Here is a 12,074-nt window from a genome sequence, read left to right on the forward strand (position 1 = left end):
GGCGCCCGGCGGCGGCGAGCACACCCGCGTCCTGGTCGTCCGCCCGGACGGCACCGGACGCCAGGTGCTCGCCGGGGCCGAACCGGGCAGCTCCGCCCACCTGGGCTGCTGGACCCGCGACGGCAGCGCCCTCGCCGTCACGGTCGCCCATCCCTCCGCGGCGGTCCCGGAGCACACCGGGCCGGGACACCTCACGCCGTACGGAGGGAGCCCGCAGGCGGCGGGCCCCCCAGGCCCCGGTACGGCCTGGTCCGAACGCGGCGGCCCAGCCACCCTGCTCGGAGCGGAGGCGGCCCCCTCAGGGGGCCCGGCCCTCCCCGCCCCGGCGCAGATCCACCCCGCGGCGGACGGGGCGCCCGTTCCCGACCTCGGGCAGGGCCGGGCCGGCGGCCTGGCGGCCTTCCTGATCGACCCGGACGGGGTGAACGCACCCGTCCTGCTCCACGACGAGGAGGGAGCGGCGTCACTGCGCGTGTGCGACACCAGCCCCGACGGCCGTCTCGCGCTGATCCGCCGGGGACCGCGAGGCCGACGCCAGGCCCTCGTGCTCGACACCGCCTCCGGCCGCACCACCTTCGCCCTGCACGTCGCCGACGGAGACCCCTGGATCGGCCGGTTCTCCCCCGACGCGCGGACCGTGTGGCTGCGCAGCGACACCGACCGCGAGTTCGCGGCCCTCGTACGGGTCCGCCTGGACGAGGACGGCGCGGGCCGGGCCGTGTCCGTGGCGGCCGAACGCCCCGGGTCCGCCCTCGACCTGCTGAGCGTGCCCGACCACGGCCGGTGGGCCTTCCTCGCCTGGAACGCGCACGGCGCGACCGACCTGGAGGGCGTCGACCTGCCCCACGGCGACACGGACGGCGGCATCGGACCGCGGCACCGGCCCGTCCTGCCCCACGAGGTGGTGACCCGCCTCGCCTGCCCGGAGCGCGGCGGACCCTTCGCCGCGCTGTCGGGATCCCGGCGCAGGCCCGGCATCTGGGAACTCGACCAGGGCCTCGCACCCGCCCGCACGGGCTGGACGGCCCGCGACGAGGACGCCGCACCGCCCGGCCCGCCACCCGTGAGCCCGGTCCCCCTGCGCTGCCGCGCCCGGGACGGGCTGCTGCTCGGCGGCTGGTACTACCGGGCGCCGGGCCGGGACCCGGGCAGGCCCGCCCCGTGCGTCATCCACCTCCACGGCGGCCCCGAAGAGCAGGAGCGCCCGGTGTTCAGCCCGCTCTACCACGAGCTCCTCGCCAGGGGCCTGGACGTCTTCGCCCCCGATGTCCGAGGATCCTCCGGCTGGGGACGGTCCTTCGTGGACGCCGACCTCGGCGCCGGCCGGTTCGCCGCGATCGACGACGTCGCCGACTGCGCCGCGCACGCGGTCTCGCTCGGCTACGCCGACCCGGTGCGGCTCGGGGTGATGGGCCGCTCGTACGGCGGCTACCTCACCATGGCCTCCCTCGTATGGCACCCGGACCTCTTCCGAGCCGGGGTCGCCGTCTGCGGCATGTCGGACTTCGCCACCTTCTTCGCCGGAACCGAACCGTGGATCGCCCAGTCCGCCACCGCCAAGTACGGCCACCCCGAACACGACCGGGACCTGCTGCACGCCCTGTCGCCGATGAGCCGCATCGACCAACTGCGCGCTCCCGTGCTGGCCGTCCACGGCGAACACGACACCAACGTGCCGCCCACGGAATCCGAGCAGTTCATCCGCGCGGCACGCGAGCGGGGGGTGCCGGCCCAGCAGCTGACCCTGCGCGACGAGGGCCACGAGTTCCTGCGGGCGGACAACCGCAGGCTCTACCGGCGGGCCGCCGCGGACTGGCTGGAACGCCACCTCGGCCCGACCCTCCCACCCCCGTGAGCCGTGCCCGTCCGTCCGCCCGCCCGCACCCCGGCGTGCGGTGCCCGGCGGCGGGCGACGCTCCTCAGGGCCTGCGCCACCCGTCGTGGCCCATGTGCGACCCGGCCATCGGCCCCATCCGCAGCATGCCGCCGTCCACGGCCCAGGACGCCCCGGTGACGTAGGAGGCCTCGGGGGCGGCCAGGAAGGCGATGACGGCGGCGACCTCGCGGGCGTCGCCGGGCCGGCCGGCGGGGATCCCCGGACGGAGCTGCGTCCGCACGTCCGCGTCCTCCTGCCCGGTCATGGGCGTGGCGATCTCCCCGGGTGCCACGGCGTTGACGGTGATGCCGTGTTCGGCGAGTTCGAGGGCCATCACCTGGGTGAGCAGCCCCAGTCCGCCCTTGGCCGCACAGTACGGGCCCGAGCCGACGCGCGGCTGGTGCTCGTGGACCGAGGTCACGTTGACGATCCGACCGCCACCACCCTGACGGATCATGTGCCGTGCCGCCCGCTGGCCGCACAGCAGCGGGCCCACGAGGTCCACGTCGAGGATCCGGCGGACGCCCGCCAGGTCGAGATCGAGGAAGGGCGTGGCCGTACCCGTGCCGGCGTTGTTCACCAGCACGTCCAGCCGCCCCAGCTCACCGGCGAGCCGGTCGATGACGTCGGCGGCGGCGGGCAGGTCGGTCAGGTCGAGCCGGGCGGACACGGCCCGCCGGCCCAGCGCCCGCACCTCCTCCGCGGTGCGCCGGGCCCCCTCTTCGTCCTCGTGCCAGGTGATGCCCACATCGAGTCCGGCCGAGGCCAGCCGGACGGCGACGGCCCGGCCGATCCCCGAGTCGGAACCGGTGACCACCGCCGTGGCGGGCGTGAAGTCCATGGGTCCGATCACGCCGGACGGTGTCATCGGCTGTCGGCGCTGGGGATGGCCAACGGGTCCCGGGGCGCGTTCGGCTTCTCCGCCTCCAGCCGCTCACCGATCTCGGTGAGGCGGTTGCGGCCCATGGCCTTGCGCACGTCCGGGAACCACTCCTTCTCCTCTTCCTCCACGTGGTGGCGGACGTTCTCCATCAGCACGCTCATCTTCGCCTTGAACCGTTCGTCGGACGCGTCCATGCCCTTGATCTCCGACAGCATCCACACGACCGCGTGGTGCTCCTCGATGCTCTCCAGGATGTGGTCGGTGGTGTCCGGCGCGGCCTCGCGGGCGGCCGGGTAGAAGATCCGTTCCTCGATCCACGCGTGGACGGTCAGCTCCTCGATGACCTGGTCCGCGATCCGGCGCCGCTCGCCCGTGTCCTCGTCCTCGGTCTTCTCGAACTGCTTGAACAGCTTCTCGACCGTCTTGTGGTCCTCGCGCAGGAGCACGATCGCGTCCATGGATGTCCTTCGATGGTCGGTCGGCGGGCCGTCGGGCGGCCCCGCTGTCAGAACTCCGGCCCGAAGGCCCCGTCCATCCTCACGCCCCCACACCTGCCGCTGCGGCGTACGCGGCCGTGGGCGGGGGCGCAGGTCACCCGGGTGGGCGTGACCGTCCGCCGTGCGGCCGGCCGTGGAGTGCGGGCCCGGCCGCGGGGTAGGCGCCTTCGCACGGCCCGGAGGAACAGGAGAAGGACCATGAGCCGAAACCCGGACAAGAACAAGGACAAGAACACGGACCGGACCGGCCCCCAGGGCCCGGCGCAGCCGGAGGCGAGCCGGCACGAGGGCGCGGAGCACGGCTGGTCGCCGGACGTCGACGGGACGAACCAGCAGGACAACCCCAGCGCCCACCGGTCCTTCCACCCCGAGCGGTACGCCCCCGCCCCGGGCCCCGGCAGGACGGTATCGGCCCAGGAGTCGGGGAACCCGCACGGCCGGCCCACCAAGGGCGGTGGCCGCGGCGGCGAGGAAATCGCGGCGAAGGGCGAGGACGGCATGCACGACGAAGGCCCCAAGGGCACGTCACGGCGCCCGAGCGGCAGCAAGGACGCCTCGGCCTTCACCGGGATCCGACCCCAGGACCACCGGACCGAAGGGCCCTCCGGCAGGTGACGCGGCACGCACGCCCGCGTCTGCTCCTGTCCCCGCCTATCCCCGAACGGCGGTCTGGCTGTCCAGCAGGTCCAGCAGCGCGTCCCGGTGCAGGGCGGCGACCGGCTCGAGCAGGTCGGGGTGGCGCATCAGCGCTGCCGCTTCGTCGTCGTGGTCACCGGGGCGGGTGAGACGGCTGACCTCCCCGGCCCGGCCGCGACCGATGCGGTGGTGGGCCTCGACGGCGAGAGCGGGGGAGGCGAGGAGGCAGGCGGCCCAGCTGACGACGGTCTCGTCCACCCATGTCCGCCAGCCGCCGTCCCCGTCTGCCCCCTGGTCGACGCCGGCCAGCCAGTCCAGGCGGCCGCTGCCCCCGGGGCCGAGGAGATGGAGCAGCTGGGCGTCGAGCGGATCCGGGTAGCGCAGCGCGGCGGCGACCGTGACTGCCTGCCGGGCCTGGGCTTCGGCCAGTGCCCGGCTGTAGGCGCCCGGGGCGGGCGGGTAGGCGGCGAGCACCCAGCGGGTGCCGGCGGCTATGACGGGTGCGAGATCGGCGGACACGGCGGTTCCTCAGGAGGCGTGCTCGCCCTGCCCGTGCCGGGCCGCGAGCTGCGGGGCGAAGCCGCTCCGCTCCGCTCGTGGCTGACCAGAGTAGCCGCGAGCGGCCGCCGTACGGCATGACGCACGTCACCGTCCGGCCCGGGGTGGCGGGCCCGGAAGCCCACCTGCGGGCCCGCCGCCGGGAGCGGGGCTCAGGACTTGCCGCGGCCGGTCACGAAGTCGCGCGCCCGGTCCACCAGGCCGGCCCCCGGCGCGAGCAGCTTGCTGGCGGTGGGGCTGCTGGGCGCGGCGGGGTGGGGGCGGGTGGGCGCCATGGCCTTGGCGCGGCGGATCTTGTCGCCGAGATCGTCCAGCTGCTCGGGCGTGCAGGACCGCTGAAGCATCGGGAAGAGATTGCTCTCCTCGTCCTGGACGTGGTCGGAGACCTCTTCCATGAGCCGCTGGAGGAGAGGGCTCATCTGCGCGTCGTCCGTGCGCATCTTCTCGAGCTGCTTGAGGATCTTCTCGACACGGCTGTGGTCCTCGAGCTCCTTGTCCGCCATCCGGTCGCCGCCCTCGACGTGCTCGCGTACCGCCGGGTAGAGGTACTGCTCCTCGGCGACCGAGTGCCGCACGAGCTCGATGGTGAACTCGTCGATGAGGTCACGGAGCTCCTGTCCGCTGCCGGTCATGGCCCGGAGACGGCTGAACATCCGCTCGACCTCCCGGTGGTCGGCCTTCAGCTCGTCGATCACATTCCCGCCGTGTCCCATGTCGCCTCCGTACGCGTTGGGTCCGGGCCGCTGCGGCCCGATCCGATCGCTTCCCCGTCCCGCCCCCGAGCGCCCGGCGGCAGGAGACCTCTCACCCGCATGGACGGACGGTCACGGTGCATGTTGCATGTGTCGGCGGTTGAGGGAAGGGGCGGTTCGTGGTGGAAGCGCTGGTCGCGGGTGGTTGGGGTCTGTTCGCGGGGGCCGCGCTCCTGGTGGGCGCGGCGGTCGGCTCGTTCGTGCGGGTCCCGCCTCGGTGGATCGCGCTGGTCATGGCGTTCGGCAGCGGGGTTCTGATGGCCGCGGTGTCGTTCGAGTTGATGGCCGAGGCGTACGAGCGCTCCGGCATGGCGCCGGTGGTGTCCGGCGCGGTCGGCGGGGCGGCGGTGTACTCGGGTGCGAATGCCCTGCTGGCCCGGCGCGGCGCCCAGCATCGCAAGCGCTCCGGCCGGCAGCAGCCCTCGGAGTCCCAGGAGCCCGGTTCGGGCAACGCCATCGCGTTGGGGGCGCTGCTGGACGGGGTGCCGGAGTCCGTGGTGATCGGCACCGGTCTCCTGGGCGGCGGGCACCTGGGGGCGGCCACGGTGGGGGCGGTGTTCATCAGCAACCTGCCCGAGGGCCTGGCCAGCGCCGCCGGCATGCGTGCCGCCGGCCGCAGCCGTACCTACGTCTTTTCCCTGTGGGCCGGCATCGCTGTCATCAGCGGTCTGGCGGCGCTGGCCGGCTACGCGCTCCTGGGTGGGGCGTCCGAGACGGTGATGGCGGTGATCACGGCTGTGGCCGGCGGGGCGATCCTGGCGATGATCGCGGATACGATGATCCCCGAGGCGTACAGCCGGGTGCACCTGCTGACCGGCCTGGTCACCGTGATCGGGTTCCTGTCGGCGTTCGCCCTGGGGCACCTGTAGGGGGCGGACAGCAGCGCCGCGACGGGTCGGTACCCCTACCCCTTTGACGCCGACGCCGACGCCGGCCCGGCAGTGGAGTCCGCGGCAGAGCAGGCCGAACCCCAGGACCACGGCTGACACCACGGCGTCACGGGCCCCCTCGGACGCTTCGCCGGCCATGATGCGCCGCCGGAGCTCGCGCAGCGCCGCGCCGCCAAGGAGGAGGCGCGCTCCCTTGGCCGCCGCGTGGCCGTCGGCTTCAACGCCGTCCCGTCCTTCGACCCGGCCGACACCTTCTGTCCGACCTGGGCGCCCTGGCAGGCACGGGCTTCCGGCAGAGCCTGGACTACGTCGGACTGGACTTCTTCCCCGACGTGTTCCGCCCCGTCGCCCCCGGCCGACTCGCGGACGCGGTCACCGCGGTCCTCACCTCGTACCGCCGTACCTGCCTGCCGAAGGCGGGCATCCCCGACACCGTCCCGATACGCATCTACGAGAACGGCTGGCCAACCGGCCCCGGACGCACCGAGCAGCGCCAGGCCGCCGCCCTGGACACCGTCATCCGGACCACGGCCGCCCTCACCGCCGAGCTGAACATCGACGGCTACTCGCTCTTCGCCCTGCGGGACGCCGACAGCCGCGCCGAGGGGATCTTCTCCCACTTCGGTCTGCTGTATGACGACTACACCCCGAAGTCGGCCTTCGAGACCTACCGGCGGCTCATCGCGGAACTGGGCGGCAAGCTCCGGTGACCCGGAGTCGGGGGTTCGTCGTCGGTCGGGTGCGAGTCGTCCTCAACCGGAGATCCCGCCCGGGTCCGTGACCCGATGCCCGAGCCGGCGGAGGGCACTCGATCGCAGCTCCCGAGACGGTCCGCCCATGAGTGGTGCCGGCCGGGATCGCCGGGTAGGCGCCCCGTGCGGCACCGGCCACTGGGGCGGCCCCGTCGGGGCCGGCCGGCCGGTACGGGCGGCAGCCGTACACGGATCCCCGGGCAAGGAGGAGACGATGACTCCTGGCGAGAACGACGAGGTCACCTACCGGGACGGCCGCGACCGGCATCGCGGCCGCATTGAGGAAGTGCGCGACCCGGGCCCGCACGCGGTCTACCGGATCCGCAACGAGCGCACCAACGAGGTGCAGGTGATCACGCAGGACCAGCTCGACGACCAGGCCGAGGGCCGGCCGGACGCGCCGACCGGCTGACGGGAGCAGGCCATGAGCGCGCCCACGAGCACGGGAGCACACGGCCAGGAACTCGCCCGTCCGGTCCCGGCGCGTCGGGGCAGGTGTTGCTGACCGGGGTCAGGCGGCCGTCGCCACGGACGTCAGCCAGGCGTTCCAGTCGCTCTCGTAGTCCAGCGAGGTGAGGAGGGAACGGGCGGCGGTCCAGTTCCCGTCGCGGTAGTGGCCGAGCACGGTCGCGACGTCGGCGGGGTGCTCCTCGACCATGTAGCGGGCGGCGAGGTAGCCCCAGTTGTAGGTGCGGTTGACGTCGCTGTTGGCGTAGGTGGTGTCGAACAGCGTGCGCAGGGAGTACGTGTGCTTGCCGGCCTCGGCCAGGGCGTTGGAGTAGGTGACGCCCCGGTAGGAGTAGGAGACGTACTCCGCGATGCCCTCGCCCCACCACACGGTGGGGGTGGACTGGCCGGCGTCGAAGTCCCCGTACAGGTTGAAGCGGCCGTCGAGGTAGTGGGTGTACTCGTGGTTGAGGTTCCATATCTGCCAGCCGGGGCTGACGTCCGTGCGCTCGTAGCAGATGAACCGCGGCTGGTTGCCCGTCCGCGCGGGGTCCCCCTCGAGGTACATGCCGCCGTTGCTGGTGTCGATGCCGTAGATCCGGCCCGCGTAGGCCTTGTAGTCGGCGCTCGAATTGAAGACGTCGACTTCCAGGGTGGTGTTGTTGTCGTCGGGGACGGGCCCGGAGTCCTTCACCACGCTGTGGAAGTAGGCGTCCTGGTTCGCGAGGCTGGCGCAGGTCGCCGTCAGCTGGGCGGCGGTCATCTCCTGGGCGCGGATCCGCAGTGAGGGGCTGCAGTTGTGGACGATCGGCAGGATGCGCGACTCCAGCTTGCCGCCGGCCGTTCCGGCCGCACCGGGGGCACCTTTCGCGATGCCGTGGGCCGGCCGCTGGCCGGGGTCCGAGAACGCGTGGTCCGGCGGGGGGTCGGCCTGGGCGGCCTGGGCGGGGGAAGCCGCGATGGCGGCTATGAACAGGGCGGTGACGACGGCCATGGCGCGCAAAATTCACTCCTGGTGAGGGGAGTTGGGCCCCGTCCTCGACGGGCTGCGCTGTAAAATGGCACATGTGACATGTCCTTTTCAATACTCTCGACCGGGCCACATGCCCGCGTGCCGCGCGACCGCAGCGCGTGACGGGGCACGCGTCAACGGTTCGGCCGCGTGACCTCCGGGGCGGCGAGCCGCGCGTCCGGCACGGTGGTGCCCGAAGCTCTTCGGCCGAGGATCCACAGCGGTCAGCTGGAGACGTGGCTGACCAGTTCGCCCCGGACGGTCGCCGGCGACGGGCTCACCGCCCCCATCCGTGAGGCGCCAGGACGGCATTGGGCCGGGCCGTCGGTCCATGACGCTCTCGACGGCCGGGACGTCACCCGCCTGGCCTGCGGTGATGCGGAGGACCAGGGCCTCGGCTGCTGCCAGATGCCTTCCCAGGCGCAATCGGAAACGCTCTAGGGGCGAGCGTCCATGCGGTGGATGAGTCCACCGTCGGGGCCGAAGACGTCGATGAAGTAGCCCTTCTTGAAGGACGCCCCCTCCTTCGTCGTCAGGTGGGCGGTGACCGAGGTGTTCTGCCGGCGGAAGATCGCGTCCTCCTGATCCGCGTTGCGAGTCCGGATGACCACCCGGGGCACGCCTTCCGGTCCGTCTTCGACCTGGATCCCGTACACGTCCGGGTCCCCGCCGGCCGCCCGGTAGCGCTCGGCCAGGGCCACGGCGTCCTGGGGAGCGGCCGTGGCCGTGGACGTCGGACCTGGCATGACCTGCTCCCGTGGTTCCTCCGTGCAACCCACCAGCAGCGCGGCTCCCGCCACCACCGTCAGCGCCGCGATGGTGGCCCGTCGTGATATGTGCTCCATCGCCAACTCCCCTGATCGGTAAGGATTCGGCGACCCTACTCGAGCGAGCGGGATCCCTCAGCACCCTGGCGGTGGAAGGCCGGTACCGGCTTGGTCCCGGAGCCGAACGCGGGACGCGGGACGCGGACGGGGGCCGGCCTCGCGATGATGTGGAGCATGGATGCTGCGAAGACCCTGTAGACATGGTTGCGTGCCTGCGGGAGGAACATTCCTGGCTGCCAGGACCAACCACGCCCCTGTGCCGCGGGTGCCACCGGTGGGGTAGCGGCAGAGCTTGGGGGAGGGCAGACAGGGAGGCCCGGCAGAGTGGGTGCACTCTGCCGGGCGGCGGATCAGCTCATCGGCCTGTACCGGGCCAGTCCATGAAGCCCTTGATCCATTCCTTGGGGCCGGGGACGTGGTTGCCGGTGATCGCGGCGATGGTCGGTTCCCCGTACTTGACGCCCTCGTAGAAGGTTTTGGCAGTTGCCTTGCAGGTGGCGATGGCGACAGGGGTGTGCCGGCGCGTCTGCTGCTCGCAGACGTGGTTCATGTCCTGGAGGAAGATCTCGTCGATACGTGCCTTGCCGTTCGGGTTGGAGCGGAAGTCCTTCTCACCGTGCAGGTCGCGGTAGTTGCGGTAGCCGAAGTCGTGCCGGACGCAGGCCGTGGTGAAGTCGTAGCCGGCGACACGGTTCCTGGCGGGGAAGTTGCATTCGTTGTTCGTCCAGCGGAACTCGTACGGGTCCGGCTTGCCGCTGCGGTGGGCGTCGGCGGTCTGGAGCCAGTCGGCGGTGGCTGCCGGGCCGAGCTGGGTGAGGGCGGTCAGGCGGGTGGTCTTCTCCGTGGAGGTGGCCGGAACCGCGGGGGAGCCGAGGTTGCGCCACACATCGTTCGTGCCGTTGCCGTTGTACCTCTGGACGGAGCGGTGGTCGGCGGTGATCCGGTAGAGGTAGTGACCGCTGGCGGCGAAGCCGGCCGCCGGTCCGCCGATGCGGTTCCAGCTGTTGGGGCGGCCGTTGTACTTGTGGAGGTCGCCCGTGCCACGCATGACCTTGTACAGGGTGTTGGCGGCGAAGATGTTCTCGGCGGGCCCGCTGATGGGGTCCCACCTCTTCTTCTTCGCGTCGTACTCGCCGATGGCCTCGCGGTCGGGAGTCAGGCGGTAGAGGTTCTTGTCGGTGACGGCGAAGGTGGCGCCGTCACCGCTCACGGGAGTCCACTTTCCGTCGTAGCGGAAGAGCTTCTTGTCGTCGGGGTTGGTCACGTAGACGGCGTCGTCCGGGCCTGCGTAGAGGTTCTCGGAGCGGTCGCCGACCTTGTCCCACTTGTCACCGGGGCCGCTGTACTTCCAGAGCCCGGACTGGTCGGGGCTGACTTTGTAGAGGTGCTTGGAGGTGGCGGCGAAGGTGGATCCGGGGCCGCCGATGCGCTGCCACCCTCCGGTCTTCGGGTCGTACTTGGAGATGTCGCCCGCCCCGCTGTGTCCGGCTTCGATCGCGTAGACGTTGCCGCCGCCCGCGTAGAGCCCCTGTGCGGCGCCCTTCACCCGCCGCCAGTTCTCCTGGTGCTCGGACCATTCGTAGACGGCCTGGTGGTCGGCGGACAGAGCGAACACCGTGGTCCCGACCGCGACGATCTGCTCCAGGGCAATCGGGGCCGGGCCGGAGGCCCGTCCGACCTTGCGCTTGGCGGGGGAGGCGTTGGCGGCGACGCCGAGGGCGATGACGCCGATCATGAGGAGGCACAGCAGGCGGATGCCACCGTGTATCCGACCCCGGAGAGTGGAGGCTCGATTCGGGGCCTGCCCGCCGCTTCGTGGCGTGACGGTCTGCATGGTGATCCCTTTCCGGGACGTCGACGGAGATGAGCGCATGGCGTGCTGGGGAGCGGGACGGTATGGCCGGTCAGAAGCTGAAGATCCAGGCCCAGAAGGAGACCGGGCGGCTGGACGGGCAACCGTCGCCGGGCGGGGGAGCGGGGGCGGCCGGCCGGGCGGCGGTGACGGCGGGGCCAGGCGCGGCGCCGGCCGGTGGCCTCGTGGTGGAAGGCGCGGGCACGGCCGGGGCGGTCGTGCCCGGCGTCCGGCCCGGAGCCGCGGTGGTACTCGGCATCGGTATCCGGCCCGGCGCCGCCGTGGTGCTCGGCTTCGGCTTCGGCTTCGCCTTGGGCACGGTCGAGGCCGAGGGCGCGAGTGCGGCCGTCGGGGCGGCCTGTGCGCGTGCGGTGGGCCTGGCCGGTATCGGTGCGGGCGCCTGGGCGGTGGTGAGCTGCTTGAGGCGCAGGGGGATGTAGGAGGTGCGGGGGTGGCCGGCGATGCGGTTGTCGTGGATGTTGGCGGTGTCCTTGCGGGCGGGGCGTCCGGCACGGCTTTCGCTGTAGTAGACGAAGTCGCCCTTGGCCTTGTCGGTCCAGCCGCCGAACAGCACGGCGTGGGCGGCCGGGTTGTCGAGGGCGTCACCGGCCTCCAGCTGATCGAAGCCGGGCAGGCGGTTCGCGACGGAGGGCAGGGAGGCGGTGGTCAGGCTCTCCCGCAGCTGCCAGGCCATGGAGACGAAGCCGGAGCAGTCCTGGCGGTAGGAACCACCGGTCGCCTCGTCCTTCCACCAGCGCGCCTGGCTGTACGGGACTTCCCGCTCCACCCAGTGCCGGGCCCGGGCGATGATCTGCTCCCGGGTGACCGGCCCCCCGGGCGCCGCGCCCTTGCCGAGGGTTCCGGTTGCCATCGGGCGCTCGTAGTGCGGCGTGCTCTGGGCCTGCGCGGGGATGCCGGTCAGGCCGACGGCCATCGCCAGTCCCGCCAAGGCCGCGAGGGCCTTGGGCCGCCGGAGGAACGGTCGCTGCACGGTGGTTCCCTTCGCTGTGGTGGTTCCGCCGGCTGGTTGGCGGAAGCGGTGGAACACCACGCTGGAACCTGATCTGATTGTTTGCCGGGGTGTTCCTGCGT

The 12,074-nt window shown here is 72.5% G+C and carries 12 protein-coding genes and 1 pseudogene; 5 read left to right on the top strand and 8 right to left on the bottom strand.

Translation table 11 applies throughout. The features are described 5' to 3' along the window. Positions 1 to 1,855 (top strand): prolyl oligopeptidase family serine peptidase (locus SSNG_RS34785; protein ID WP_241695307.1); only part of this gene is annotated, 1,855 nt, incomplete at its 5' end. Positions 1,856 to 1,919: 64 nt separating this feature from the next. Here SSNG_RS34785 and SSNG_RS34790 read toward each other — a convergent pair. Further along, positions 1,920 to 2,717 carry an SDR family oxidoreductase gene (locus SSNG_RS34790; protein ID WP_050780081.1) on the bottom strand — a complete coding sequence of 266 codons (798 nt, stop codon included), beginning with the start codon at positions 2,715 to 2,717 and terminating at the stop codon, positions 1,920 to 1,922. Between the two features lie 23 nt (positions 2,718 to 2,740). After that, positions 2,741 to 3,217 carry a hemerythrin domain-containing protein gene (locus SSNG_RS34795; protein ID WP_007268660.1) on the bottom strand — a complete coding sequence of 159 codons (477 nt, stop codon included), beginning with the start codon at positions 3,215 to 3,217 and terminating at the stop codon, positions 2,741 to 2,743. Positions 3,218 to 3,454: 237 nt separating this feature from the next. Here SSNG_RS34795 and SSNG_RS34800 point away from each other — a divergent pair, with 237 nt between their 5' ends. After that, entirely contained in the window at positions 3,455 to 3,871 is a 417-nt protein-coding gene (locus SSNG_RS34800; protein WP_007268661.1) for a hypothetical protein, read from the top strand. A 36-nt stretch (positions 3,872 to 3,907) separates the two neighbouring features. Here SSNG_RS34800 and SSNG_RS34805 read toward each other — a convergent pair whose 3' ends face one another. Then, entirely contained in the window at positions 3,908 to 4,411 is a 504-nt protein-coding gene (locus SSNG_RS34805; RefSeq protein ID WP_007268662.1) for a hypothetical protein, read from the bottom strand. 191 nt (positions 4,412 to 4,602) lie between these two features. After that, positions 4,603 to 5,163, bottom strand: coding sequence for a hemerythrin domain-containing protein (locus SSNG_RS34810; RefSeq protein WP_007268663.1), 561 nt, complete (start codon positions 5,161 to 5,163; stop codon positions 4,603 to 4,605). A 158-nt stretch (positions 5,164 to 5,321) separates the two neighbouring features. Here SSNG_RS34810 and SSNG_RS34815 point away from each other — a divergent pair, with 158 nt between their 5' ends. From SSNG_RS34815 to SSNG_RS42700, 3 genes are all read left to right on the top strand, one after another. Next, positions 5,322 to 6,071 (top strand): hypothetical protein, encoded by a 750-nt coding sequence (locus SSNG_RS34815; RefSeq protein ID WP_007268664.1) that lies wholly within the window; start codon positions 5,322 to 5,324, stop codon positions 6,069 to 6,071. Between the two features lie 353 nt (positions 6,072 to 6,424). Continuing rightward, a complete protein-coding gene (locus SSNG_RS34820) occupies positions 6,425 to 6,802 on the top strand; it encodes a hypothetical protein (RefSeq protein WP_007268665.1) in 378 nt (125 codons plus the stop codon). Between the two features lie 256 nt (positions 6,803 to 7,058). Then, positions 7,059 to 7,256 carry a hypothetical protein gene (locus SSNG_RS42700; RefSeq protein ID WP_042804645.1) on the top strand — a complete coding sequence of 66 codons (198 nt, stop codon included), beginning with the start codon at positions 7,059 to 7,061 and terminating at the stop codon, positions 7,254 to 7,256. A gap of 111 nt (positions 7,257 to 7,367) precedes the next feature. Here the strand turns inward: SSNG_RS42700 and SSNG_RS34830 are convergent. The 4 genes and pseudogenes from SSNG_RS34830 to SSNG_RS38415 form a co-directional block, all read right to left on the bottom strand. Beyond that, positions 7,368 to 8,123, bottom strand: a pseudogene (locus SSNG_RS34830) (collagenase); the annotation flags it as partial. Between the two features lie 617 nt (positions 8,124 to 8,740). Further along, on the bottom strand, positions 8,741 to 9,148 hold the full coding sequence (locus tag SSNG_RS34840) for a hypothetical protein (protein WP_007268669.1): 408 nt from the start codon (positions 9,146 to 9,148) through the stop codon (positions 8,741 to 8,743). Between the two features lie 337 nt (positions 9,149 to 9,485). Continuing rightward, positions 9,486 to 10,865 carry a phospholipase A2 gene (locus SSNG_RS38410; RefSeq protein ID WP_050780028.1) on the bottom strand — a complete coding sequence of 460 codons (1,380 nt, stop codon included), beginning with the start codon at positions 10,863 to 10,865 and terminating at the stop codon, positions 9,486 to 9,488. A gap of 169 nt (positions 10,866 to 11,034) precedes the next feature. Beyond that, entirely contained in the window at positions 11,035 to 11,973 is a 939-nt protein-coding gene (locus tag SSNG_RS38415) for a hypothetical protein (RefSeq protein WP_129593414.1), read from the bottom strand. Between the last annotated feature and the right edge of the window lie 101 nt (positions 11,974 to 12,074).

This window comes from Streptomyces sp. C, assembly GCF_000158895.1.
Taxonomy (GTDB): domain Bacteria; phylum Actinomycetota; class Actinomycetes; order Streptomycetales; family Streptomycetaceae; genus Streptomyces; species Streptomyces racemochromogenes.